The sequence below is a fragment of the Caulobacter sp. UNC358MFTsu5.1 genome (assembly GCF_000712075.1).
Classification (GTDB): Bacteria; Pseudomonadota; Alphaproteobacteria; order Caulobacterales; family Caulobacteraceae; genus Caulobacter.
This window is the reverse complement of record NZ_JONW01000005.1, coordinates 626,428-651,543: the sequence shown is the minus strand read 5'-3', so window position 1 is coordinate 651,543 and position 25,116 is coordinate 626,428. Positions and strand designations below refer to the sequence as shown.

Annotated in this window: 22 protein-coding genes; 12 read left to right on the top strand and 10 right to left on the bottom strand. The window is 69.5% G+C overall.

Annotation, left to right across the window (positions count from 1 at the left end):
- Positions 1 to 62: 62 nt before the first annotated feature.
- Positions 63 to 773 carry a peptidylprolyl isomerase gene (locus tag BR39_RS0104870; protein ID WP_029908276.1) on the bottom strand — a complete coding sequence of 237 codons (711 nt, stop codon included), beginning with the start codon at positions 771 to 773 and terminating at the stop codon, positions 63 to 65.
- Positions 774 to 826: 53 nt separating this feature from the next.
- Positions 827 to 1,063, bottom strand: a complete 237-nt coding sequence (locus tag BR39_RS0104865; RefSeq protein WP_029908274.1) for a hypothetical protein — start codon at positions 1,061 to 1,063, stop codon at positions 827 to 829.
- Between the two features lie 258 nt (positions 1,064 to 1,321).
- Here BR39_RS0104865 and BR39_RS0104860 point away from each other — a divergent pair, with 258 nt between their 5' ends.
- Both BR39_RS0104860 and BR39_RS25660 read left to right on the top strand, forming a co-directional pair.
- Positions 1,322 to 2,320 carry a helix-turn-helix domain-containing protein gene (locus tag BR39_RS0104860; protein ID WP_051695196.1) on the top strand — a complete coding sequence of 333 codons (999 nt, stop codon included), beginning with the start codon at positions 1,322 to 1,324 and terminating at the stop codon, positions 2,318 to 2,320.
- Between the two features lie 121 nt (positions 2,321 to 2,441).
- Positions 2,442 to 3,599 carry a VWA domain-containing protein gene (locus tag BR39_RS25660; RefSeq protein WP_081916546.1) on the top strand — a complete coding sequence of 386 codons (1,158 nt, stop codon included), beginning with the start codon at positions 2,442 to 2,444 and terminating at the stop codon, positions 3,597 to 3,599.
- A 13-nt stretch (positions 3,600 to 3,612) separates the two neighbouring features.
- Here the strand turns inward: BR39_RS25660 and BR39_RS0104850 are convergent, their stop codons facing one another.
- From BR39_RS0104850 to BR39_RS0104835, 4 genes are all read right to left on the bottom strand, one after another.
- On the bottom strand, positions 3,613 to 4,071 hold the full coding sequence (locus BR39_RS0104850; protein WP_029908268.1) for a DUF4345 family protein: 459 nt from the start codon (positions 4,069 to 4,071) through the stop codon (positions 3,613 to 3,615).
- 27 nt (positions 4,072 to 4,098) lie between these two features.
- A complete protein-coding gene (locus BR39_RS0104845; RefSeq protein ID WP_029908266.1) occupies positions 4,099 to 4,509 on the bottom strand; it encodes a VOC family protein in 411 nt (136 codons plus the stop codon).
- 152 nt (positions 4,510 to 4,661) lie between these two features.
- Positions 4,662 to 7,649 carry a TonB-dependent receptor domain-containing protein gene (locus BR39_RS0104840; protein WP_029908264.1) on the bottom strand — a complete coding sequence of 996 codons (2,988 nt, stop codon included), beginning with the start codon at positions 7,647 to 7,649 and terminating at the stop codon, positions 4,662 to 4,664.
- 343 nt (positions 7,650 to 7,992) lie between these two features.
- The gene (locus tag BR39_RS0104835) at positions 7,993 to 8,391 is read right to left on the bottom strand and encodes a protease inhibitor I42 family protein (RefSeq protein WP_029908262.1); all 399 of its coding nucleotides are present in this window, start codon (positions 8,389 to 8,391) and stop codon (positions 7,993 to 7,995) included.
- Positions 8,392 to 8,639: 248 nt separating this feature from the next.
- Between BR39_RS0104835 and groES the strand changes: the two genes are divergently transcribed.
- Both groES and groL read left to right on the top strand, forming a co-directional pair.
- The gene (gene groES / locus BR39_RS0104830; RefSeq protein ID WP_029908260.1) at positions 8,640 to 8,930 is read left to right on the top strand and encodes a co-chaperone GroES; all 291 of its coding nucleotides are present in this window, start codon (positions 8,640 to 8,642) and stop codon (positions 8,928 to 8,930) included.
- A 59-nt stretch (positions 8,931 to 8,989) separates the two neighbouring features.
- Entirely contained in the window at positions 8,990 to 10,633 is a 1,644-nt protein-coding gene (gene groL / locus BR39_RS0104825; RefSeq protein WP_029908259.1) for a chaperonin GroEL, read from the top strand.
- A 156-nt stretch (positions 10,634 to 10,789) separates the two neighbouring features.
- Here the strand turns inward: groL and BR39_RS0104820 are convergent, their stop codons facing one another.
- The gene (locus BR39_RS0104820) at positions 10,790 to 11,815 is read right to left on the bottom strand and encodes a LacI family DNA-binding transcriptional regulator (RefSeq protein WP_029908256.1); all 1,026 of its coding nucleotides are present in this window, start codon (positions 11,813 to 11,815) and stop codon (positions 10,790 to 10,792) included.
- Positions 11,816 to 11,924: 109 nt separating this feature from the next.
- Between BR39_RS0104820 and BR39_RS0104815 the strand changes: the two genes are divergently transcribed.
- Both BR39_RS0104815 and BR39_RS26920 read left to right on the top strand, forming a co-directional pair.
- Complete coding sequence (locus BR39_RS0104815) at positions 11,925 to 13,115, top strand: acyltransferase (RefSeq protein WP_051695192.1); 1,191 nt, start codon at positions 11,925 to 11,927, stop codon at positions 13,113 to 13,115.
- 72 nt (positions 13,116 to 13,187) lie between these two features.
- Entirely contained in the window at positions 13,188 to 13,316 is a 129-nt protein-coding gene (locus BR39_RS26920; protein ID WP_231499398.1) for a hypothetical protein, read from the top strand.
- Between the two features lie 172 nt (positions 13,317 to 13,488).
- On the opposite strand, the gene BR39_RS26365 is transcribed toward BR39_RS26920, so the two are convergent.
- Positions 13,489 to 14,046, bottom strand: a complete 558-nt coding sequence (locus tag BR39_RS26365; protein ID WP_156035580.1) for a hypothetical protein — start codon at positions 14,044 to 14,046, stop codon at positions 13,489 to 13,491.
- A 121-nt stretch (positions 14,047 to 14,167) separates the two neighbouring features.
- Between BR39_RS26365 and BR39_RS0104800 the strand changes: the two genes are divergently transcribed.
- The 3 genes from BR39_RS0104800 (at position 14,168) to BR39_RS0104790 (ending at position 16,981) form a co-directional block, all read left to right on the top strand.
- Entirely contained in the window at positions 14,168 to 14,482 is a 315-nt protein-coding gene (locus BR39_RS0104800; protein ID WP_029908252.1) for a hypothetical protein, read from the top strand.
- Positions 14,483 to 14,744: 262 nt separating this feature from the next.
- The gene (locus BR39_RS0104795; RefSeq protein WP_029908249.1) at positions 14,745 to 15,665 is read left to right on the top strand and encodes an intradiol ring-cleavage dioxygenase; all 921 of its coding nucleotides are present in this window, start codon (positions 14,745 to 14,747) and stop codon (positions 15,663 to 15,665) included.
- A gap of 149 nt (positions 15,666 to 15,814) precedes the next feature.
- Complete coding sequence (locus BR39_RS0104790; protein ID WP_029908248.1) at positions 15,815 to 16,981, top strand: DUF3089 domain-containing protein; 1,167 nt, start codon at positions 15,815 to 15,817, stop codon at positions 16,979 to 16,981.
- Between the two features lie 175 nt (positions 16,982 to 17,156).
- Here the strand turns inward: BR39_RS0104790 and BR39_RS0104785 are convergent, their stop codons facing one another.
- The gene (locus tag BR39_RS0104785) at positions 17,157 to 17,336 is read right to left on the bottom strand and encodes a DUF1328 domain-containing protein (RefSeq protein WP_029908246.1); all 180 of its coding nucleotides are present in this window, start codon (positions 17,334 to 17,336) and stop codon (positions 17,157 to 17,159) included.
- Between the two features lie 138 nt (positions 17,337 to 17,474).
- Here BR39_RS0104785 and cobT point away from each other — a divergent pair, with 138 nt between their 5' ends.
- Together cobT and BR39_RS0104775 are read left to right on the top strand one after the other, a co-directional pair.
- Positions 17,475 to 19,403, top strand: coding sequence for a cobaltochelatase subunit CobT (gene cobT, locus BR39_RS0104780; RefSeq protein WP_029908244.1), 1,929 nt, complete (start codon positions 17,475 to 17,477; stop codon positions 19,401 to 19,403).
- Positions 19,400 to 20,458 carry an esterase-like activity of phytase family protein gene (locus tag BR39_RS0104775; protein ID WP_029908242.1) on the top strand — a complete coding sequence of 353 codons (1,059 nt, stop codon included), beginning with the start codon at positions 19,400 to 19,402 and terminating at the stop codon, positions 20,456 to 20,458. Before cobT ends, BR39_RS0104775 begins: the two co-directional genes overlap by 4 nt.
- A 279-nt stretch (positions 20,459 to 20,737) precedes the next feature.
- On the opposite strand, the gene BR39_RS0104770 is transcribed toward BR39_RS0104775, so the two are convergent.
- On the bottom strand, positions 20,738 to 22,225 hold the full coding sequence (locus BR39_RS0104770; RefSeq protein WP_029908240.1) for a DUF1254 domain-containing protein: 1,488 nt from the start codon (positions 22,223 to 22,225) through the stop codon (positions 20,738 to 20,740).
- 359 nt (positions 22,226 to 22,584) lie between these two features.
- On the opposite strand from BR39_RS0104770, the gene BR39_RS0104765 reads away from it, so the two are divergent.
- Positions 22,585 to 24,906, top strand: coding sequence for an arylsulfatase (locus tag BR39_RS0104765; RefSeq protein WP_029908238.1), 2,322 nt, complete (start codon positions 22,585 to 22,587; stop codon positions 24,904 to 24,906).
- The last annotated feature ends 210 nt before the right edge of the window (positions 24,907 to 25,116 follow it).

The following is a 25,116-nucleotide window of genomic DNA, read 5'->3' as shown; positions in this document are numbered from 1 at the left end:
GGGTCCCGGACAGCCTCTGCGAGGCTTCCGGGATGACAACGGTTGATAGTATTTGAAAGCCGTCAGAGCGGCGGCGGCGGCGGCGGCGGCGGCGGCGGCGTCACGTCCGGTCCCGTCGGGGCGGGGATGCGGCGGGCCGAGGTGATCGGCACCGGCGGGTCGAGGATCTGGCCCTTCATCACCGGGTTGATCGCCTTGCCGGGCGTGGGCAGGGCCAGGATCTTCTTGGCCACGTCCATGCCCTGGACCACCCGGCCGAAGGCGGCGAAGCCCAGGTTGTCGCCGGTCGCGGCCGGATTGGCGTCCAGATAGGGCGCGTCGCCGATGCAGATGAAGAAGTCCGAGGTGGCCGTGCCCGGCGCGGTGCGGGCGATCGAGACCGTGCCGTCCACGTGCTTGAGGCCCGTCTGGGTGGTGGGCTCGTGGGCGACCGGCGGCAGGGCGCCGATGCCCTGCAGCCCGCCCTGGATCAGGCCGTAGTCCACCGCGCCGGGCGCGCGCGAGGCGCGGAAGAAGGTGGCCTTGTCGTAGAGCTTGCGGTCGACATAGCGCAGGAAGTTGGCGGTGGTGATCGGGGCCTGGGCCACGGCCAGCTCGATGACGATCCGGCCCTGCGGCGTATCGATCGCCACATAGACCGGCGGCTTGGGCGCCGGCGCCGCCGGGGCAGGGGTCGGCGTCGGGGCGGTCTGGGCCAGGGCGACGGCGGGCAGGGCGGCCAGCAGGCCGGCGCCGATCAGGACGTTGCGGCGGTCGAGGGGGCGTTGGGTCATGGCGCGAGACTAGCGCCCCGAGGGACGCGCGCAAGGTCGCCGGGCTTGGCGCGTCAGGCGGCCAGGTCGGGCGCCCGGGGCCGCTCGGCGGCGACCATCTCGGCGACTAGGCGCGACACCAGCCGGCCGGTGCTCTCGGCGACCTGCTCGGCCTGGCGGCGTTCGCCGTCCAGCTCGACCTTCAGGGCCCGCTGGGCCGGGGTCCAATGGGCGAAGGCCGCCCAGTCGGGGGTGATCTCGACATCCAGCGTGCCGAAGTCCTCGACCCCCGCCCAAGTCCGCGATCCCATCGCCGTCTCCTGACGCCCGTCATCGACCTTCACTGTCGGGCCTTGGGCAAGCAGCCGCTATGCACATCTCGCCAAATTAACCTTGATGTCGAATTGTTGTTTCCGTCCAATCCGCGAGATATTTTTCCAAGGCATGAGACCTTCGAGATGCAGTTGTTCCACTATCCCTGGGTAATCATTCCCTAGATTGCACTTGTCGCCGAAAAATAGGGTAAAACCCTGATTTACGGCCGGCTTGTATGGCGACAGCATTGCCGGATGAATGGTTCATGCCTTGGGCGCGGAAATGAAGACCCGGGCCGTCCGATCCGCTTCACGGGGCGCGAGATCGCCGGCGTCGAGGACCTGCGCGAGGCGGTCCCCGGCGCCGACCTGGCGGTCACCCAGCTGAGCGCGGCCCCCTGCCGGGGCGCCCTGGCCCACGCGATCCACGGCGACCTGACCCTGACCCTGGGCCGGATCACCGGCGACCTGCGCCTGCGCGGGGTGATGGCCGCCGGCGCCGCCGCCCTGGTGGTGGTCCTGGAGCAGACGCCCGACCCCGGCGAAGGGCGGCCGACCGAATGGGGCCACGACGTCCAGGCCGGCGACCTGCTGATCCTGCCGGACGGCGGCGAGCGCGAGGCCCGCCAACACGGGCTGACGGCCTACGCCGCCCTGACGGCGCCGCTGGAGCGGCTGCGGGATCGCGCCGGCGCCTTCGACGGCCTGGCCGACGACCGCCCGTGGAGCGCCTGCGCGCGGCTGCGGCCGCAGCTGGCCCTGGGACTGCACGTCGAGCTGAAGGCCCGGCTCGAGCTTCTGGCCTGGGAGGGGAGCCTGCTGACGCCCCAGGCCCAGGCCGCCCTGCGCGACGGCGTCGTCGACGGCTTCCTGACCGCGCTGGCGGACGGCGTGCGCCGCGAGCCCCGGCGGCAGGGCTGGATCAACAGCGCCCGCATCCTGCGCCAGGTCGAGGACCATCTGGACCAGCGTCCGGGCCGGGCCGTGGCGATCCCCGAGCTCTGCCAGGCCCTGTCCCTGTCGCGGCGGACCCTGAACCGGGCGTTCGAGGAGGGGCTGGGCGTGGGGCCCCGGACCTATCTGCGGCTGCGGGCCCTGTCGGCGGCCCGCAAGGCCCTGGTCGCCGGCCGCGAAGCCGGGGCCTCGGTCACCCAGGTGGCCCTGGAGCACGGCTTCTGGGAGCTGGGCCGGTTCTCGGTGACCTACCGGGCGATGTTCGGCGAGAGCCCGTCCCAGACCCTGCGGGGGCGGTGAGGGGGCGGCGATACGCCCAGCGGTGTTCCGGAACCCAATGTTTCGCGGCCCGTTCGCATCCCCGACAGACCATCGCGGCGCGTGATCCGGCGCCTCGGTCCGCCTGAGAGGCGACGCGGAAATGACAGCCGTTCCAGTTCCTAGTCTTGTGGCCTGTGGGCTCGCCCTTGCGCTGATCGGCTGCGGCGGCCCCCGGGGCGACCGGAACGCCGCGGCCGATCGCGGCCAGGTCGACGCCGGCGCGAAAGCCCCGGGAGGTTCGGCAGAGGCGCGGGCCTATGTCGCCCAGTTCACGAAGAAAGATCCGGAGGCGTGCTTCAAGGAGGATGTGGCGCTCAAGCAGCCGGCGCTGAAAGCCCCCGCCGGTGACATCGCCCCCCGAGTTCCGCCGACGCGCGTGATCGTGATGATCGACGGATCCGGCTCGATGGCCGGACGCATGGGCGGCCGGACGAAGCTCGAACTGGCGCGGGAGGCGGCGCTGGGCTTCGTCGACGGACTGCCGGCATCGGTGCAAACGTCCCTGCTGGTCTTCGGCCAGCAGGGCGACAACAGCCAGCCCGGCAAGGCGAAATCCTGTTCCGCCGTCGACGTGCTGGCGCCGATGTCGGCGGACCGGGGGCGGCTCCGCACGGCGCTGGGAGAGGTCCGCGCGGTGGGCTGGACGCCGCTCGCCGCCGGACTCGATCGCGCCGAGGCGCTGCTGGCCGCCTCGGCCACGCCCGGGGAGCAGGTCATCTATGTGGTGTCGGACGGGGAGGAGACGTGCGGCGGCGATCCCGTGGCCGTCGCCCGTCGGATCAACAGCGGCCGCACGCGGGCGATCGTCAACGTCATCGGCTTCAACCTGCCGTCGGGCGAGGCGGCGAAGCTGACCGCGGTCGCGCGCGCGGGCGGCGGCGGGTTCGTCAACCTGTCCAGCGAGGCGGAGCTTGAGAGAGAGACGGCGAAATTGCAGGAATGGGCGCGACGGTCGGACAACCACGTCGCGACCAGCATGGCCACAAGCGACAATCACGTTGCGACCAGCATGGCCATCTCCGACGCCCACGTCTGCATCGGCGGCCTCATCTCCGACGAGCATGTCGCCATGTCCAGCGACCTTTCGGATCGCCGAGTGGCCGGCCGCCCCGTATCCTTCGAGGAGGAAGCCAGAACCTTGCTGAAGGCGCGCCACGATGCGCTGCGGGCGAGGGACGAGGCCTATCGGGCCAGACTGACCGACGCGGAGGCCGGGGCGAAACAGCGCATCGATTCAGCGGCGAACGCGGCGCGCTGATCGGGCGGGCGCCCTAGACCAGCATCCCGTGGCCGCGCAGCACCACCAGCCGGCCGGCGTTGAAGAACGGCAGCGACAGGGTGACGGCGATCATCACCTCGAAGGCCAGGCTGGCCAGGTTGAGGCGCTCCTTCGACTTGTCCACCAGGGCCGAGACGGCCCGGCCCAGGGCCGCGCCCGTCCAGGCCATGGCCAGGGCGAAGGCCATGGCCGCGCCGACGTTGGACTGGTAGCCCAGGAACAGCGCTGCCGTGGCGTGCGACAGGATCAGGAGGCCGCCCAGGGCCCGGCCCTCGGTCGGCGAGGCGGCGGGCGGCGCGTCGCCGTCCCCCTCCCCGGCCGGCGGCGGGTCGCCGCCCAGGGCGGTCAGTCCCAGCACCGAACCGGGGCGGACCAGGGTCAGGCCGCCCAGGGCGCCGCCGATCACGCAGGCGATGATCGCCAGGATCAGCGAAAGGCCGTAGCTCGAGATGGTCACGCTCGCAGGGTCTCCGCTCGTCTAGGCCGGGGCATGGCAGACGGCCTCGACGTTGCGGCCGTCCGGATCGAGCACGAAAGCTCCATAGTAGTTGGGGTGATAATGCGGCCGAAGGCCGGGCGCCCCGTTGTCGCGGCCGCCGGCCGCCAGGGCCGCGGCGTGGAAGGCGTCGACCGCCGCCCGCGTCCCGGCCGTGAAGGCCACGTGCATGGGGCCGGTCAGGGTGTCGCCGCCGCCGATCCAGAAGCTGGGCTTGCCCGCCTGGATGTCGCGCCCGTCGGCGCGCGGGCCGTAGCCGAGGAAGGCGTGGGCGCCGGTCTCCTCGGCGCCGACGCTCATCACCACGTCGATCCCCAGCGGGGCGAAGGCGGCGTCGTAGAAGGCCTTGGAGGCGTCGAGGTCTCTCACCGTCAGGCCGATATGGTCGATCATCGCGGATCCTCCGTCACCGACCCATCAAGACCAAGTTTCCGCGCCCGCGCCAAGGCCAGGAAAGCGCCCAACGAAAAAAGGCGGCGGACCGGATGGTCCGCCGCCCCCTCCGCTCGAACCGGCCCCGGGCGAACCCGGGACCGACGCGAGGCCTAGTAGGTCATCGTCGCGCCGATGAAGAAGAAGCGGCCGCGGTTGTCGTAGGTCGACGAACCGGTGCCCGTGCCCGTGTAGGTCTCGGGCAGGAACGGCGGACGCTCGTTGGTCACGTTCACGACGCCGCCGCGGAACGACACTTGGTCGTTCAGACGGTAGGTGGCGCGCACGTCGTGCTCGAAGTGGTCGTCCGTGTAGTACGGATCGAGCGACGAGACCGGCGTGGACGGGGTCGCCACGGCCATGGAGCCGATGAAGCGGGTCTGCCACTGCAGGCGCAGCTTCTGGCCCGCCCAGGTGGCCGCCATGTTGGCCTTCCATTCCGGGGTCGCGTTCGGAATGGCGTTGGCCAGTTCGGTGAAGGCCTGGCCCGGCAGGCCCTGCAGCTTCCAGTGATACTGACGGGTGACGTCGACGCGCAGGCTGACGTCGCCGATCTCGTCGCTCACCTGCAGCAGGCTGGCCAGCGGGAACTGGTACTGGGCCGAGGAGTCCCAGCCCTCGATCTTCACCGACGCCACGTTCTGGTTCAGCAGGATCACGCGGCTGATGCCGCCCGCCACGCCGGCGGCCGGCGTCTGCGAGCTGCCGGTCGCGTCCCGGATGATCTGGGCGCAGAACGGGTTGGAGGCGTAGGCCGTGGTCGAGTTGTAGCAGAGGTCGGTCAGCAGGGTCTGGGTCGGGACGGTGCCGACTTCATCCGTGATGTCGCTCTTGTACCAGTCGAAGGCCAGCTGGAAGCCCGGCATGAAGCGCGGCTGCAGGACCACGCCGATCTGGGTCGTGGTGGCCTTTTCCTCGTTCAGGTCGGGGTTGCCGCCTTGTTGCAGCTGCAGCGAGGAGCGACCCGTGCCGATGTTCGAGACGAAGGTGTCCTTGTTGTAGCCGCTGATGGCCGCCGAGCAGTTGGCCACGCGGGTCGTCACTTGCGACGCGCTCAGGCCGCCGTACTGCGACTTGTCGCAGGGGTCCTGGGCCGTGCTGGTGAAGTTGACGCTCTGCGGCGAGTACAGCTCGACGATGTTGGGCGCGCGCACCGAGGTGCCCTTGTTGGCCCGGAAGCGGATGTCGCGGATCGGCGCCCACTCGCCGGCCAGACGCCATTGCTTGGCGGTGCCGATGGTCGAGTAGTCGCTGATGCGGCCGGCCGCTTCGACGCTCAGGTCGTAGGTCCACTTCAGGTCCTTGAAGACCGGAACGCGGATTTCGCCGTAGGCGTCCTTGCTGTCGTACTGGCCGGCGCGGGTGCCGACGGCGTTGAAGAACAGCGTGTTCGGGACGGCCGAGACCGGATCCTGGATGAAGGTGCTTTCTTCCTTGCGGTATTCAACACCGGCGGCCACGCCCACCGCGCCCGCGGGCAGGGTGAACAGGTCGGTGGTGATGTTGGCGCCGGCGACGGTCTGCTTGATGTCGGCGGTCGTGGTGGCCGTGGCGTTGGTGTAGTTGATCGCGTCCTTGGAGGCGCCGTTCACCAGGTCCCAGGGCTTGCAGCCGGCCGCCGCGGCGGCCGTGGCGGCCACGGTGGTGGCGCGGCAGACGACGTTGCCGCCGACCAGGATCGCGTCGGTGGCCCACTGCACCTTCTGGATGTTGGGCACGTTGAACGAGGTCGTGTCGCCGGTGGTCTTGCCGTACTGGGCGTACCAGTCCCACGAGAAGTTGCGGCCGATGGCGTCGAAGTCGCCGTTCATGCCGACGACGGCGCGGACGGTTTCGCGGTCGGTCTCGACGTTACGGCCGCCGAACTCGACCCAGAACTTGCCGACCTGGGCGGTCTGGGCGGCGGTCAGGGTCTTGCCGGCCGCCAGCCATTCGGCGCGCAGCGCCGCGGCGGTGGAGCCCGTGCCGTTCAGGAAGGCGTTGTCGCCCTTGAGGGTCACCGGCATGGTGCCGCCGCCGACGGCCGACGAGAAGGCCGGCTGGAAGATGCCGTAGGCCTTGGCCCGGGCGTAGCTGAACTCGCCGAACAGCTTGACGTGGTCGGTCACGGCGTAGTCGGCGTAGCCGCGCACCGAGCCGCGGCTGGTCTCGTTCTGGAACTGGTTCAGGACGCCGCTGTAGAACAGGGCCTCGTCCTGACAGGTCGGCTGGACGGTGGCGGTCGAGCAGGGGGCCGACAGGCGGACCACCTTGGTCGGGTCGCGGACGTCCAGGGTCACGGCGCGGGCCGTGCCCAGGGTGTTGCCGCCGATCAGCTGGAACGTCGCGTAGGGCGAGGTGTTCGAGCGGCTGTTCATGATCACCGGCTGCGAAGCCTTGGTGGTGTCGCGACGGATGCCCGGAATGGCCCAGTCGCGGTCCTTCTGCATGATGCCTTCCTGGCGGGCCAGTTCGGCGCCGACCACCACGTTCAGGCGATCGTCCAGGAACTTGTGACCGTACAGGGCGCCGACGCGGTACTCTTCGCCGTCGCCTTCCTGCGAGATGCCGGTCTGCACGTCGAGCTTCAGCCCGTCGTACTTCTTGACCATGATCAGGTTGACGACGCCGGCGATGGCTTCCGAGCCGTACACGGCCGAACCGGCGCCCGGCACGACGTCGACGCGTTCGACCATCAGCGAGGGGATCATGTTCAGGTCGACGGCCGGCGAGGCGGCGTCGCTGAACACGTGGCGGCGGCCGTCGACCAGCACCAGGGTGCGCGAGGCGCCCAGGCCGCGCAGGTCGATGCGGGCCTGACCGGCGTTGAACAGCGTCGACGAGGTGTTCTGCGCGTTGCTGTTGGCGTTGACCATCGGCAGGTCCATCAGCACGTCGCCGAGGATCACGTTGCCCGAGTCGGTGATGGTCTCGTTCGACACCGTGGCGATCGGCGACGGGGCCGAGAAGGTGTCGCGCTTGATGCGCGAACCGGTGACGACGACTTCTTCGACGGTGGCGTTGTCAGCCGTTTGAGCCAGGACCAGGGACGGACCGGCCAGGACGGCGCCGCACAGCAGCGAAGACGCGAGCAGGCGCGCGCGAGTGGTGGATTTTTGCAAAAGTACCCCCATGCACGCACGAAGGGTTCGTGCGCGGTGTGTTGAGCGAATACGGAGTCGATGTTTTTCCCCGGATGGCGAGGTAATCGGCCGCTCCGAATCCGGTCAACGACAATTACAGCTTTGTCATAAAACTAGGAGAACGCTGTCGCGTCAGGGACACACCATGGCCGCATTTGCTGGAAAACGCCCATAAAGACGTCCCGGAAACCGGTGGCCCTCAAAAGATTTTTCCATTTTCCTTCGAGGCGTTGGAATAGCATCGTTATGCGATGTTTCCCGCGAGTGTTTGCGGCGTTGCAACAATCCTCGCGCGTCCGGAAATCGGGGCGTCGTCGGGCGTTCAGCGCACGCGAATGTGGAAGACCACCCGCCGGTCGCCGGGCGCGTCGAGCTCCCAGGGGCGCTTGAGCGTGAAGGACAGGTCGCCCCGGCCGCGCGCGGCGGCGGTGTAGCGATAGACCGTCCGCACCGGCGCGCCGGGCGCCTTGGCCTCGGTCTGGAAGCTGGAGCCGCCCGCCAGCAGGGGCGAGGGCTCCTGGTCCAGCCGCCAGCCGTAGCCCGTGCCGGCGGTCAGGGGCAGGGCGATCTCCAGGTCCTGGCCGCTGACCAGCTCGACCGTCCCGGCGTCGGCGTCGACGTCGGTCACGGTGCGCACGGGCAGGGTGGCGTCGCTGGCGCAGGCGCCCAGCAGGAGCAGGGCGGCGAAGGCCGGGCCGGTGAGGAGGGGGATCCTTGTCATGCGCCGTCCTCGTGCTGATCTTCCTGATCCAACGCCTGCGACCCGGCTTTCCGTCCGCCGTCTGAGCTTGAGCGGCTTTCACCCACGGCAAATCGGCGCCCAAGCAATTTGGGGGCCGTCCTTGACTCCCCCGGGGGGCGGTCCTAACTCCTGCCCGGCGTTGGCACTCGATGGGAGCGACTGCTAACAGCGACGCTCCCCGCTGGCTTACGAACCATAATTTAAAACCGTCCCGACGGAGAAGACTCATGAAATTTCGCCCTCTCGGCGACCGCGTCCTGGTGAAGCGCGTCGAAGAAGAAACCAAGACCAAGGGCGGGATCATCATCCCCGACACCGCCAAGGAAAAGCCGCAGGAAGGCGAAGTCGTCGCCGTCGGCCCCGGCGCCCGCAACGAGAAGGGTGACGTTGTTGCTCTCGACGTGAAGGCCGGCGACCGCATCCTGTTCGGCAAGTGGTCCGGCACCGAAGTGAAGGTGGACGGCCAGGACCTGCTGATCATGAAGGAAAGCGACGTCCTGGGCATCGTCGAGGCCTAAGGCCCGGCTGACAGCTCGACCGTTTCCTCTCCAAGTTTCTCTTTTAGAAGGGCTCTCAAATGGCCGCTAAAGACGTTTATTTCTCCTCGGACGCGCGCGACAAGATGCTGCGCGGCGTCAACATCCTCGCCAACGCGGTGAAGGTGACCCTGGGCCCCAAGGGCCGCAACGTCGTGATCGAAAAGTCGTTCGGCGCCCCGCGCTCGACCAAGGACGGCGTCTCGGTCGCCAAGGAAATCGAACTGGCTGACAAGTTCGAGAACCTCGGCGCGCAGATGATCCGCGAAGTGGCCTCGAAGACCAACGACAAGGCCGGCGACGGCACCACCACCGCCACCGTGCTGGCGCAAGCCATCGTCCAGGAAGGCCTCAAGTCGGTCGCCGCCGGCATGAACCCGATGGACCTGAAGCGCGGCATCGACAAGGCCGTGGCCGTCGTCGTCGACGAGATCAAGAAGTCGTCGAAGAAGGTCACCACCAACGCCGAAATCGCCCAGGTCGGCACCATCTCGGCCAACGGCGACAAGGAAGTGGGCGACATGATCGCCCGCGCCATGGACAAGGTCGGCAACGAAGGCGTCATCACCGTCGAGGAAGCCAAGACCGCCGAGACCGAACTCGACGTCGTCGAAGGCATGCAGTTCGACCGCGGCTACCTGTCGCCGTACTTCATCACCAACGCCGACAAGATGGAAGTCCAGCTCGAAGAGCCGCTCATCCTGCTGTTCGAAAAGAAGCTGTCGTCGCTGCAGCCGCTGCTGCCGGTGCTGGAAGCCGTCGTCCAGTCGGGCCGTCCGCTGGTGATCATCGCCGAGGACGTCGAGGGCGAAGCCCTGGCCACCCTGGTGGTCAACAAGCTGCGCGGCGGCCTGCGCGTCGCCGCCGTCAAGGCTCCGGGCTTCGGCGACCGCCGCAAGGCCATGCTGGAAGACATCGCCATCCTGACCGGCGCTCAAGTCGTCAGCGAAGACCTGGGCATCAAGCTCGAGAACGTCTCGCTCGACATGCTGGGCAAGGCCAAGAAGGTCTCGATCACCAAGGACGACACCACCATCGTGGACGGCGTCGGTGAGAAGTCGGCCATCGAGGCCCGCATCTCGCAGATCAAGAAGCAGATCGAGGACACCACCTCGGACTACGACAAGGAAAAGCTGCAAGAGCGCCTGGCCAAGCTGGCCGGCGGCGTCGCGGTCATCCGCGTCGGCGGCTCGACCGAAGTCGAGGTGAAGGAAAAGAAGGACCGCGTCGACGACGCCCTGAACGCGACCCGCGCGGCCGCCGATGAAGGCATCGTCCCCGGCGGCGGCACCGCCCTGCTGAAGGCCTCGAAGGCGCTGGCGACCCTCACGGGCGACAACGACGACCAGACCGCCGGCATCGCCATCGTCCGTCGCGCCCTGCAGGCCCCGATCCGTCAGATCGCCGAGAACGCCGGCGTGGAAGGCTCGATCGTGGTCGGCAAGATCCTCGAGAAGGACGACGCGACCTTCGGCTTCAACGCCCAGACCGAACAGTATGTCGACCTGGTCGCCGACGGCGTCATCGACCCCGCCAAGGTGGTCCGCACCGCTCTGCAGGACGCCGCCTCGGTGGCCGGCCTGCTGATCACCACCGAAGCCGCCATCGTCGAAGCTCCGAAGAAGTCGGCCCCGGCCGGCGGCCCCGGCGGCATGCCCGGCGGCATGGGCGACATGGACTTCTAGTCCACGTCGGCTCGGCTGAAGAACGAGGGCGGGACCGAAAGGTCCCGCCCTTTTTCTTTGGGCCGGGGTAGGGGCCGGGGACATGCACTTGTGCGTGTCCCCAAACCGCCGCGCCGCCGCTGGGGACACGCACAAGTGCATGTCCCCGTCTCAGGTCTAGGTCGACGCCCGCTCGACCAGCGCATGCGTCTCCAGCACGTCCGTCGGCGCCGCCTCCGGCCCCAGACGCAGGGCGTCCAGCAGCAGATCCAGCGCCCGGGCGGTCATCCGGTCGATCGGCTGGCGTACCGTGGTCAGGGACGGCCAGACGCGGGTGGCCAGCAGGGTGTCGTCGAAGCCCGTCACGGCCAGGTCGCGGGGCAGGACCAGACCGCGCCGGTGGGCGATCCACAGCACCGCGGCGGCCATGTCGTCGTTGGCCGCGACGATCGCGTCGGGCGGCTCGGCCAGGTCCAGCAGGCGTTCGGCGGCCTCCAGCCCGGACTCGAAGGTGAAGCGGCCCTCGACCACCAGATCGTCCGGCAAGGGCAGGCCGGCCGCCGCCAGCGCCTCGCGGCAGCCCAGCAGGCGCTCGACGCTGTCGGAGTGGTCGCGCGGCCCGGCGATGACCGCGATCCGCCGCCGGCCCTTGTCGATCAGCAGCTGCGTCACCGCCCGCGAGGCGGCGCGGTTGTCGATGCGCACCGTGGACAGGCCGGGCAGGGGCGCGGCCGTGGCGATCGCGGCGGCGGCCAGGCCCAGGGCCCGGAAGCGGGCCGAGCCGGCCATCACCGTGTCGAACGGCGGCAGCAGCAGCAGGGCGTCGGCGCCGGCCTCCTGCAGCGCGCGGGCGACGGCCAGGGCGTCCTCCGGCGAGTCGGCCTTGCGGGCCATCAGCTGCAGGCCGCGCTCGGCGCTGGCCACCGCCGTGGCCGCCAGCACCCCGTCGATGAACAGGCTGTCGACCCCGGCGTACAGCAGGCCCACCCGGGCGGGCGTCGCCCCCACCAGCCGCCGCGCGGCCGAGTTGGGCACGTAGCCGAGCTCGGCGATGGCGGCCAGCACCCGCTCGCGGGTCTCGCGGCCGAACTTGCCCGTGTCGTTGAAGACGTTCGACACCGTCATGGCCGACACCCCGGCCCGGGCGGCCACCGCCTTGATCGTCACCCGTCCGGCCTGGCCGGTCCGGCGTCCCCGGCTCATCGCTTCGGCGTCCCCGTCAAAAATACGCTTGTGGTTTAACGATAAACCCAAGAAGCCTTCCGGGCGATCCTTAAACGGGAGCCGCCAACGAAGCCGGGGGAAACACCGAATGACCGCCTCAGCCGCCGCAACGTCGACCGATGCGACCGCGCCCGCCAAGAGCCACTACGTCATCCTGGACGGGCTGCGCGGCGTGGCGTCGCTGATGGTGGTCGTCTTCCACCTGTTCGAGGCCTACAGCGGCGGCGATCCGCAGAAGCAGATCGTCAACCACGGCTACCTGGCGGTGGACTTCTTCTTCCTGCTGTCGGGCTTCGTGATCGCCTACGCCTACGACGACCGCTGGGCGGGCATGAGCCAGTGGGACTTCTACAAGCGGCGCCTGGTGCGGCTGCAGCCGATGATCATCGTCGGCGGCCTGATCGGGGCGGCGCTGCTGGGCTTCCAGCACTTCTCGCTGTTCCCCAAGCTGGAGACCGTCACGGCCTGGCAGGTGGTCGGGGTGCTGCTGCTGAGCTTCGTGATGATTCCGCTGCGGCCCTCGGCCGAGATCCGGGGCTGGGGCGAGATCTATCCGCTGAACGGCCCGCAATGGTCGCTGTTCTACGAGTACCTCGCCAACGTCCTCTACGCCGTGGGCCTGCGGAAGCTGTCCAATCGCGCGCTGGGCGTGCTGGTGGCCCTGGCCGGCCTGGCCACGATCCACCTGCTGGTCACCGGCCCGCGGGGCGACCTGATCGGCGGCTGGGCGCTGGACGCCAACGGCGTCCGCATCGGCCTGACCCGTGTCGTCTTCCCGTTCTTCGCGGGCGTCCTGCTGATGCGGCTGGGCAAGCGGATCAAGGTCAGGAACGCCTTCGCGGTCTGCAGCCTGCTGCTGATCGTGGCCCTGGCCCTGCCGCGCTTCGGCGGCAAGGCGCTGTGGGTCAACGGCCTGTACGAAGCCGCCTGCGTGATCCTGCTGTTCCCGCTGATCGTGGCCCTCGGGGCCGGCGAGAAGGACGCCGACGGGCCGTCGGTGCGGATCGCCCGCTTCTTCGGCGACCTGTCGTATCCGCTCTACATCACCCACTATCCGCTGATCTACATCTACACCGGCTGGGTCATCGACAAGAAGGTCCCGCCTGCCCAGGGCGCCCTGCTGGGAGCCGGGGTGTTCGTCGTCGCGGTGGCGATCGCCTGGGCCTGCCTCAAGCTCTACGACGAACCCGTGCGCCGCTGGCTTGCCGGCAAGCTCCTGACGGGCGGGTTCCGCAAGCGTGCGGCCGCGCTTGTGGATAACCGATCACGCTCGCGTTAACACATGCAGCGAAATTATGGCCAAGCCCGTTTCTGACTCCGCGAACGCATCGGCGTTCCTGGAGGGCAGGACATGGCGCGTCACGAGATTCACGGGTTCCGCGACCGGCGCTCGCCGCGTCCGGTGTTCATCGTCCTGGGGCTGGGCCTGTGGTTGATCCTCGGCGTGGTCAGCCAGGCGGCGTTCCAGGTGCTGGGCTGATCGCGTCACTCTCTTTGCGAGAGTATTTGCTCGTATGAATTGAAAGGTTGTAGGCGTACACTTCCCGCGAGGCGCGCGTCCGACGCGTCCGCAGGGAGAAACGCGATGGACGCCCCGCTTCCCCGCCGTTCGCCTAGGATTCCCCGCCCGCCCGAACCGCGCCTGCCAACGATCAACCTGATCCTGGCCGGGGTGACGTTGTGGCTGGTCCTGGGTATCGCCGCCCAGGTCGCGATCCGCCTGATCCGCTGAGCGGCGCGTTTCCACCCCAGGCGTCCCAGCAGGCGTCCTTCTCCTCCGGCGTCATGTGCTCGTCCGACTGGCCCAGGCACGCGCGCTTGTAGCGGCGGTCCTCGGCCGCCTCCCAGGCGCGGCGGGCCCGGCGGGCCGTCTCCGGGTCCAGATACTCGCCGCCGCCCACCCGCCAGCGCGGCTCGACGGTCGACGACAGGTCGTTCCCCGGCGGCGCGGCGGGCAGGACCAGCGGGTCGACGTCGGGCGGCGCTTCAAGGGGCGGGGTGGAGGCGGGCGCGCCGGCGCGGCGGGCCGGCGGCGATCGTCGGCGCTCCGGCGGGCTGGCGCGGGGCTCCAGGGCGACCACCACGGCGGGCGGCTCGGCCATCGGCGGCGTCCGGCGCTCCAGGGTCAGCAGGGCCAGCAGGCCGACATTGATCACCAGGCCCGCTCCGCCCGCCGCCAGCCGCGTCCGCCAGGGTCTCCGCTCGGCCATCGGTCGCCTCCGCCCGCCTTGCGTCCGAAGGTTGAGGCGCTCGGCCCGGCCGATTTGCGGCGCCGCTTGGACCAATTGCGGCGAAGCTTGAGCCGCCGCGCGAAATCGCTAAACCGGTCGCATGTTCCGCCAGCGCCCCGACGCCGATCTGATCGTTCAAGGCTGGGTCGTCGGCGTGATGGTCGAAGTGGCCGGCGAGCGCCTGCCCGTCCGCCACTACTTCGCCGTCGGCAAGCCCGACCGCGCCCAGGCCGAGTGGGCCGCCGTCGACCTGGCCATGCAGGCCGGCCCCGTGGCCTCCAGCCCGTCGGGCGGCCGCGAACCGGTCGAGGCCCTGCGCGAGGTCGTCGCCTACCGGATGCGCGAACTGGGGTTGAAGCCCGGCGAGGCCCGCGCCCTGGGCGACAAGTTCCCGAGGCGCTGGCTGCCGGCGTGACGGGCTGAACCCGGTCTTTCAAATGCGGCCGTCATCCCGGGCCTTGTGCCCGGGACCCCTCTATCCGCCGCAGGTGCGGGAGGGTGGCGCGCTGGCGCGCCATGGGCGCTTCACGTGCGAGCTGAACCAGGGGTCCCGGGCACAAGGCCCGGGATGACGAGGGGGGGAGCGTCGGCGCCTAGCCGAGGTCGCCCCAAGCGTATCGGCCTCTGATATCTTTCGGAAACACGCCCGTAGCGTGCGTCCGTCAGGACCCGTCGTCATGAGCAAGACCGCCGACCCCGCCCTCACCAACCCCGCCCGCCGTCGCCTGCTGACCCTGGCCGGCGCCGCGCCCCTGGTGCTGAGCGCGACCTCCGCCTGCAGCGAGCCGGCCCCGGCGCCCGTCTCCGGCAAGGTCTGCCGCCTGACGCCGCAGGTCACCCAGGGACCCTACTGGTTCGACCCGAAGCTCGACCGCTCGGACGTCACCGAGGGGCGGCCCGGGGTTCCCGTCCGGGTGGCGGTCACCGTGGTCGACGGCGGCTGCCGGCCGATCAAGGGCGCGCGGGTCGACCTCTGGCACTGCGACGCGGCGGGGATCTATTCGGGCTACGAGGGCCCTAATAACGAGGAGGGGGGCGACGACCACCGGACCGGCGCCAAGGGCACGAGGTTCCTGCGCGGCGCCCAGGTCACCGACGCCGAGGGCCGCGCGAGCTTCCGCAGCATCTGGCCCGGCTGGTACGAGGGCCGCACCCCGCACATGCACCTGAAGGTGTTCCTGGACGCCCGCACGGTGCTGACCAGCCAGCTGTTCGCGCCCGACGCCCTGTCGGAATGGCTGTACGAGAACGTCCCGGCCTATCGCCGGCCCCGCAGGCGCGACACCTTCAACCGCCAGGACGGCATCGCCCTGCAGGGCGGCGAGGCCATGGTCGCGGCGGTCCGGGAACTGAAGGACGGCTACGAGCTGGCCCTGACCCTGGGCGTCGACCCGGCCGCCGACTGGAAGGACCAGGGCTTCGGGCCCGGTGGGCCCCGGGGCGGGCCGATGGGCGGTCCGCCGCCCGGCGGTTTCCCGGACGGCCCTCCGCCCGGCCCGCCGCCGGAAGGCGCTCCTCCCGAAGGCGGCTTCGGCCCGCCGCGCCGCGAGGCCCCGACCGGCGAGGCGCGGCTGAAGGCGATCGTGCCGGGGAGCTAGCCTCCTCTCTGACATCCAAAACAGTTGTCATCCCGGACAAGCGCTGCGCGCTTTCCGGGATGACAACGATATTTGGGCGGGAAAGGCGCCTTCCCTTATCCCGCTACCCAAGCCATCCTCCGCGCCAAACAAACGTTGGAGGGGTAGGGATGTCACGCAAGCAGTGGGCCGCGCTGGGCCTGATCGCGACCTTGGGCCTGAGCACGGCGGCCTGCGCCCGCAACTCGGCCACGCCGCCGCCGGTGCCGAACAACTACGCCAAAGAGGAAAACTGGTTGTGCCGTCCCGGCCGCCAGGACGCCTGCGCCGCCGACCAGACGGCCACGGTGGTCCAGGCCGACGGCAAGACCAGCGTCGAGACCTTCAAGGCCGACCCGAACGCCCCGATCGACTGCTTCTACGTCTATCCGACCGTGTCCAGCGACCCGGGCGGCAACAGCGACATGACGCCGGACCTGCCGGAAAAGGCCGTGGCCGACCAGCAGTTCGCCCGCTTCGGGTCGGTCTGCAAGCTGTACGCCCCCAGCTATCGCCAGGTGACCATCGCGGCCCTGCGCAAGCTGATGATGGGCCAGGCCTCGACCGGCGACGGCGAGCTGGCCTATGCCGACGTGCGCGACGCCTGGAAGGACTATCTGGCCCGCGACAACCACGGCCGCGGCGTCGTCCTGATCGGCCACTCCCAGGGCTCGCGCATCCTGCTGCGGCTGATCAAGGAGGAGATCGACGGCAAGCCGGTGCAGAAGCAGCTGGTCTCGGCCCTGATCCTGGGCATGAACACGCCCGTCGACCCGGCCAAGGACGCCTACGGCTCGCTGCCGCTGTGCCGCAAGGCCGGCCAGACCGGCTGCGTGATCAGCTACGTCTCGTTCCGCGCCGACGCGCCGCCGCCGCCGACCAGCAAGTTCTTCGGCAAGGTCGCCGAGCCCGGCATGAAGGCCGCCTGCGTCAACCCGGCGGCCCTGGCCGGCGGCTCGGCGACGGTGCGCAGCTATTTCAGCGACCGCACGATCATGGGCACGGCCATGCGCCCGGCCACGGTCTGGGCCAAGGACGTGACCGTCTCGACGCCCTTCGTCGAGCTGCCGGGCCTGGTCTCGGCCGAGTGCGTCAGCCAGGACGGCTTCGACTACCTGGCCGTGACGGTGCACCCCGACAAGGCCGATCCCCGCGCCGACAACATCCCCGGCGACCTGCTGGTGCTGGGCCAGCCTCTGAAGGACTGGGGGCTGCACCTGGTGGACGTGAACCTGACGATGGGAGACCTGGTGTCGGTCGTCGGGGAGCAGTCGAAGGCTTACACCGCCGCCAAATAGGTCGGCGGCTCACCCACTTGCCCCCACCTGACCGCTACGCGGTCTGTCCGCCCCCGTAGGGGGCGGAGCCGCGAGGCGTCGAACGCGAAGGCTCTTCCCCCTCCCGGGGGAAGACGACCGCGAAGCGGTCCGTAGGGGGCAAGTGATCGGTGCGCGATCGCTTGCCCCTTGGGCCTCACTCCCTGGTCACGCTCTTGAACACCGTCACGCCCAGCACGGCGAAGATGATGAAGCCGATCAGGAACAGGAAGAACAGGATCTTGGCGATGCCCGCGGCCGCGCCGGCGATGCCGGTGAAGCCCAGGGCGCCGGCGATCAGGGCGATGACCGCCAGGATGATGGCCCACTTCAACATGGTCGTTTCCTCAAGCAACTCGGCCCGCCCGTCGCGAGCTTCGCCAAGGCAAACGCGGCCTGCACTTTCAATGTTCCTTTGTTGCAGTTCCCCTTGCTCCGCCTTGTCTTCGCCGCCGCGGGTCGGTAACCCATTTCCATGGCCTCCAAGCCCGAAAGCCCGACGGAACCCTTCAAGCGCGCCCTAGCCCACGCGGCGCGGTCGCTCGCCGAGACGCCCGATCTGGAGGTGGTGTTCTCGGGCGAGGGACCCAGCCTGGTCGGCAACCGGGCGGTGCTGCCGCATCCGCCGCGCGACCTCAATTCCAAGGAAGCCGCCCGCATCCGCGGCCTGGCCGACCAGATGGCCTTGCGGCTGGCCCACCACGACCCGGTCTCGCACGCCCGCGCCCGGCCCGGTTCGCCCGACGGCCAGGCGGCCTTCGAGGCCATCGAGCAGGCCCGGATCGAGGCGATCGGCTCCAACAACCTGGGCGGCGTGCGCGCCAACCTGACGGCCGCGCTGGAGGCTCGCCTCGAAAAGCAGGGCCTGACCCGCGCCGTCGCCACCGACCGCCAGTCCGCCCCCATGGCCGAGATCCTGTCGCTGATGGTGCGCGAGCGCCTGACCGGCGACGCCCCGCCCGACGGGGCCAAGGCCCTGGTCGACATCCTGCGCGCCGACATCGAGTCCAAGGCCGGCAAGGACCTGGACCGCCTGGCCGCCGCCATCGACGACCAGCAGGCCTTCGCCAAGGTCACCCGCGAGATTCTGCGCGACCTGGACCTGGGCGAGGACATGTCCGACGCCACCGAGCAGTCCGACGAGGACGAGGGCGACGAGGACCAGAACACCGAGGCCTCGGAGGACGACAGCGGCGAAGGCGAGGGCGAGCAGTCCGACGGCGCCCAGCCCGAGCAGGCCGAGACCTCGGACCGCGAGTCCGAGGCCGGCGACGAGGAGATGGTCCAGTCCGAGCAGGACGGCGATCCCGAGGACACCGAGGAAGCGCCCGAGATGGGCGACGGCGCCAAGCCCGCCCGTCCCGATCCCGGCCAGGGCGGGGCCGGCGAGCCGCCCTACAAGGTGTTCACCACGGCCTATGACGAGGTGGTGCCGGCCGAGGACCTGTGCGACGCCGACGAGCTGACCCGCCTGCGCGCCTATCTGGACCAGCAGCTGGCGGCCTTCTCCAGCGTGGTCTCGCGCCTGGCCAACAAGCTGCAGCGCCGCCTGCTGGCCCAGCAGAACCGCGCCTGGACCTTCGACCTGGAGGAGGGGATGCTGGACGTCGCCCGCCTGACCCGGGTGATCGTCGACCCCACCGCGCCGCTCTCCTTCAAGCAGGAGGAGGACATCGAGTTCCGCGACACGGTGGTGACCCTGCTGATCGACAATTCCGGCTCGATGCGCGGCCGGCCGATCATGGTGGCGGCGGTCTGCGCCGACATCCTGGCCCGCACGCTGGAGCGCTGCGCGGTCAAGGTCGAGGTGCTGGGCTTCACCACCCGCGCCTGGAAGGGCGGGAGCGCCCGCGACGAGTGGATCAAGGCCGGCAAGCCGCCCGCGCCCGGCCGCCTGAACGACCTGCGCCACATCATCTACAAGTCCGCCGACGCGCCCTGGCGCCGGGCCCGCAAGAACCTGGGCCTGATGATGCGCGAGGGACTGCTGAAGGAGAACATCGACGGCGAGGCCCTGATGTGGGCCCACCAGCGCCTGGTCGGCCGGCCCGAAGCCCGCCGCATTCTGATGGTGATCTCTGACGGCGCGCCGGTGGACGACTCCACCCTCAGCGTCAATTCGGGCCACTATCTGGAGCGCCACTTGCGGCAGGTGATCGCCGAGATTGAGACCAAGAGCCCGGTCGAGCTGATCGCCGTCGGCATCGGCCACGACGTCACGCGCTACTACCGCCGCGCCGTCACCATCGTCGACGTCGAGCAGCTGGGCGGCGCCCTGGTCGACCAGCTGGCCGGGCTGTTCGACGAGGAGCCCAAGGCCGTCAAGCGGGCCCGGGGCCTGCTGGCCGCGCCGCCGACCGTGCAGCCTTCGCAGCCCAAGGCCGCCCGCAAGGTCCCCGCGTGATCGGACTGCGCGGCTTCCTCGTCCTGGGTCTGGTCTCGCTGGCCCTGGGCCAGTGCGCCAAGGCCCCGCCGCAACCGGCCGTCCTGCCGGTCGCTCCGGTCAAGGTCGGGCCCGAGATCAACCTGACGACCACGCCCGTGCCCCTGAGCTCGGCCAATCCGCCGCCGGTTTCGATCGGCCGCTTCGTCTACGCCGGCGGCATCGCCATCAGCAGCCCCGACACCCAGCGCCTGCACGGCCTGTCGGACCTGAAGTTCGGCCCCGACGGCGGGCTGGTGGCGGTCAGCGACGACGGCGACCTGTTCGAGGCGAAGCTGAAGCTGGACGAGGCCGGCCGCCTGGTCGGCCTGACCGACGGCAAGCTGCAACCGCTGAAGGGCCTGGACGGCCAGCCGCTGCAGGGCAAGGCCCAGTCCGACGCCGAGGGCCTGGCCATCCTGGCCAACGGCGACCGGCTGGTCAGCTTCGAGCGCGAGCACCGGATCTGGCTCTATCCGCGTCTGGCCGACGGCTCCTACGGGACGCCGCGCGCGGTCAACAAGCCGGCCACCACCTTCCCCGACAACGAGGGCATGGAGGCCCTGACCGCCTATCCGATCGCCGGGCCCGACGCCTATCTGGTGGGCGGCGAGGAGGGCGAAGTGTGGCTGTGCAAGCTGTCGGCCCAGTGCGTGGGCCTGGCCCCGCAGTCGCCGCCGGACTTCACCTGGGGCCTGACCTCGTTCGCGGCCTTCCAGGGCCAGGCGATCGCCGCCCTCTACCGCGCCTACGACCCGATCCGCGGCTGGCGCGGCCAGGTGCGGTTCGTCGTCGATCCCCGCGCCCCGGCCGCCAAGCAGTTCCTGGCCGCGACCCTGACCCTGGACGGGGCGACCACCCGCGACAATTTCGAGGGGATCGCGCTCAGCACCGGCCCGTCCGGCGCGACGCGGATCTACATCCTGTCGGACGACAACGACGCCCCGCAGGAACGCACCCTGCTGATGGCCTTCGACTGGACCGCCCCGCCGCCCCCGCCGCCGGCTCCGCCCAAGCCGGTGAAGAGACGGCGGTAGGGGCGCCTTCCTCACCCTCTCTCTTAGAGAGAGGGAGGGGCCCATGGCGAAGCCATGGGAGGGTGAGAGGTTACACGCTTTCAGGATGAAACGCGGTCGTTCAGCAGCCTTCGGCTGACCGCCCGATCCACGGCGGTGGCGCGGCTCGCTTCATCGGAAAGGCCCGAAAGCGAGGTTGAGCGTCTGGTGGTTTGCCGGCCGACGGTGAAACCTCTCACCCTCCCACCGCTTCGCGGCGGGCCCCTCCCTCTCTCAAAGAGAGAGGGGTTCAGAGGGCCGCTACCCCGCCCGCGTCACCTCGGGCAGGACATACGCCCCGCTCAGGATCGCCTCGGTCGGCACGTAGGTGCGGACCAGCAGGGCGAACTGTCCGGCCGGCGCGGGCAGCCAGTTGGCGCGCGCCGTCGGATCGGCCGGTTCGCGGCTCGACAGGGTCAGGGTCAGCGAGCCGTCGGCGTTGAAGACCAGCTCGTCGGCGTCGAGATTGACCGTGCCCAGGTTGTTGCGCCCGTTGGGGCTGGGCGTCAGGAAGTAGTAGTCCTGGTCGTACATCGACAGCGACCAGAAGCCGCCGCGCGCGCGGTCCACCGGCGGCAGGCCGCCCTTGGGGAAGGTGACGGCGTAGGTGTAGCGGCCCTGGAGCAGGGCGCCCTTCGCGTCCGTGCCGCGCACGAAGTAGACCGCCTCGTGGAAGTCGTTGACATAGATGTAGATCACGGCCGCCTGGGCGCGGCCGAACCAGTCGGTCCCCCAGGCGCCGCCGTTCTCCTGCCGCTGCCAGCCGCCGCCGGCCCCGACGCCGACCTGGTGGTACTTGGCCGACTCGAACAGCTCGCTCTCGGCGACCAGGGCGACGCGGTCGATCAGCGCCTTCCAGGCGGGGTCCGAGGCGCGCAGGGCCAACAGGGTGCGGGCCTGGTCGACCATGGGGGCGTCGTCGGGCGCGACCTTGGGATTGGCGTCCAGGGCCTTTTCCAGGTCGTCCCAGAACCGTTCGGCGTGGACGGGGCGGATGCGCAGGATGTCGGGATCGGCGGCGATGATCTCGGGCGTGATCGGCGGGGGATAGACCTTGTTCCGCGCGCAGGCCTCGCAGTCGAAGACGCGCAAGCCCGGCGCGTCCTGGCTGAGCGGGTAGACGCCGATCTGGTTGAGCACCGCCCGCGCCTGGGCCTTGGACTCCGCCGAGCGCGCCATGAAGCTGCGCCCCATCGCCAGGGCGATATTGGTGGGCGAGCGCAGCACCTCGACGAAGCCTTCGGGCGTCTCGCCCCGCCAGTCCGGGCCCACCAGCAGGAACTTGCCGCCCGGCGTGCCCGAGGCCGAACCGAGCTGGCGGATCACCGTGGTGAAGAGGTCGGCGATCTGGATCGTCCAGTAGTGCCCGGGGGGAGCGTCGGTCGGCGTCTGGATCACCACGCCTTCGTCCGCCAGATCGACGACGGAAACGCCGTAGATGGTGTCGCTGTTGGGGGTGACGACCTTGCGCTGGGCCGGCGACATGTAGTCGTCCAGATAGCCCATCACGTTCTTGGGCGACCCCGGGAACAGGCCCATGGTGGCGCCGGGACCGTCCTTCATCACCTCCCAGGCGTCGGTCCGGCTGAAGGTGTCGACGGCCGGATAGCCCCAGTAGAAGACGACTTTTGCCAGGGCCTCGACATAGGCCTGGTTGGCCAGCTGGGCGGCCACGCCCCCGGAATTGGCGAGGTGGGGATGGGCGGCGTTGAACTGTCGCGCGACGTAGGGGGCGGCGGTGTCGGGCATGGCGGCTCTCCTTGGCGGCGGGCAGCCTAGGGCGCGGGCGCGGAGCCCAAAATCCAGCGATGCCCGGTGTCGAAGGGCGGGTTTGCCCTAGCGGGGCCGCCGCGCGCCGGACGTCTTCGCGCCGTGACGCGGTCGTCTTGGCCGGCGGTCGTCCCCCCTAGCGGCGGCCCGGCGGACCCGCCCTACGGAAATATCGGTTTTCCCGCCCTTCGAACGGGGATCATCGGAAGCCTCGCCGAGGGATTCCGCCCATGGCCCAGTCCGCGTCCGCATCGCCAGGATGCTCCGCCGACGAGGGCCGCCGCCGGGGGGGCGGGCGGACCGCCGGCGCGTGAGAACTCGAACCCCCGGAGGCTCTCGTGGCCAAGAAACCGTTCAACGGCGTCATCAAGCTCGACATCCGCGACTCCAAGGCGGACTGGGAGCCGTTCCTGCCGCCCAAGGCGCCCGACGGCGCGCCCAACGTGCTGATCGTCCTTTATGACGACACCGGCCAGGCGGCCTGGCAGCCGTATGGCGGGGCGATCAACATGCCGACCCTGCAGAAGCTGGCCGACAACGGTCTGACCTACACCCAGTGGCATACCACGGCCCTGTGCTCGCCCACCCGCTCCTGCTTCCTGACGGGCCGCAACCACCACCTCAACGGCATGTCGTGCATCACCGAGGGCGCCAACGGCTTCCCGGGCTGGAGCGGCCGCGTGCCCGAGGACTGCATGACGGTCGGTCAGATGCTGCAGGACAGCGGCTACAGCACCTTCTGGCTGGGCAAGGACCACAACGTGCCCGAACAGGACATCTGCGCGGGTGGTCCCAAGTCCGAATGGCCGCTGCAGAAGGGCTTCGACCGCTACTACGGCTTCCTCGGCGGCGAGACCAACAACTGGTACCCGGACCTGACCGAGGACAACAAGTTCATCGACCAGCCTTACGGTCCGGAGGACGGCTATCACCTGTCCAAGGACCTGGTCGACCAGGCCATGCAGATGATCCGCGACCAGAAGGCCAGCAATCCGTCCAAGCCCTGGTTCATGTGGCTGTGCCCCGGCGCCAACCACGCCCCGCACCACGCGCCCAAGGAATATGCCGACCGCTACAAGGGTAAGTTCGACGAGGGCTACGACGCCTATCGCAAGTGGGTGGTGCCGCGGATGATCGAGAAGGGCCTGCTGCCGGCCGACACCAAGCTCGAGGACTTCAACCCTATGCGGGAGGACCAGGCCAATCCCGGCGACTATGTGCGCCCCTGGGAGGAGCTGAACGAGCAGGAACGCAAGCTCTTCTCGCGCATGGCCGAGGTCTATGCCGGCTTCTCGGAATACACCGACGAGCAGGTGGGCCGGCTGATCGACTATCTCGAAAAGAGCCACCAGCTCGAAAACACCATCATCCTCTACTGCTCGGACAACGGCGCGTCGGGCGAGGGCGGTCCGAACGGCTCGGTCAACGAGAACAAGTTCTTCAACAACTATCCCGACGAGCTGAGCGAGAACATGAAGTATCTCGACGTGCTGGGCGGGCCAGAGACCTACAACCACTATCCCACGGGCTGGGCGGCGGCGTTCTCGGCGCCCTACAAGATGTTCAAGCGCTATTCGGAATACGCCGGCGGCACCGCCTGCCCGATGGTCATCTCCTGGCCCAAGGGCATCAAGGCCAAGGGCGAGGTGCGCAACCAGTACCATCACGCCGTCGACCTGGTGCCGACGATCCTGGAGTGCATCGGCATCGAGATGCCCCACACCTATCGCGGGGTGAAGCAGCACGCGCTGTCCGGCGTGTCGATGAAGTACAGCTTCGAGGCCGACGGGCCGACGAAGAAGAAGCGCCAGTACTACGCCATGCTGGGCACGCGCGGCATCTGGGAGGACGGCTGGAAGGCCGCGGCCATCCACGCCCCGCTGACCGGCAAGGGTCACTTCGACCACGACGACTGGGAGCTGTACCACGTCGACGTCGACCGCTCGGAATCGATCGACCTGGCCGACAAGCATCCGGAAAAACTCCAGGCGCTGGTCAAGGCCTGGTTCGAGGAGGCCGAGGCCAACAACGTGCTGCCGCTGGACGACCGCAGCGCCGCCGAGATCCTCGGCGTCGAGCGTCCCGGGGCCGAACCGCCGCGTGAACGCTATGTCTATTATCCCGACACCTCGCCGGTGCCGGAAGGCGTGGCGGTCAACGTGCGCGGTCGATCCTACAAGATCATCGCCGACGTCGAGATCACCGATAAGGCCGAAGGCGTGATCTTCGCCCACGGCTCGCGCTTCGGCGGCCACAGCCTGTTCATCAAGGACGGCAAGCTGCACTACGTCTACAACTTCCTGGGCATCAAGCCCGAGCAGAAGTTCGTGTCGGGCAAGCTCAAGCCCGGCAAGCAGACGCTGGGTGTGGAGTTCATCCGCGAAGGCGAGGGGCCGAACGGCGAGTCGACCGGCAAGACCACGCTCTATGTGGGCGAGGAGGTCGCGACCCAGGGGCCGATGAAGACCCAGCTGGGCAAGTTCACCCTGTCGGGCGACGGTCTGTGCATCGGGCGCGACAGCGGCGACGCGGTCAGCGAGGACTATGTTACGCCCGGGACTTTCAAGGGCGGGACGATCTTCGGTGTCGGCGTGACCGTCGAGAAGGAGCAGTACCTGAACCTGGAGAAGCTGGCCGCCGCCGCCATGGCGGTGGACTAGGCCGCACGACCAGGCGCCGCGGCCGGATCGACCCGGTCGCGGCGCCCGTTTTTCGAGCTTCCGAGATAGTTTCCTTTGAAACTCAATATTTTACTTCAAACGACAGCGTTGTCATGTTACCGCTACCTTCGATGGTTTGAGCGGGCGAGATCCCAACGGCCGTCAGAGGAACGCACCGGGAGGTGGTTGAACCCCAACCCCCTTTCGGAA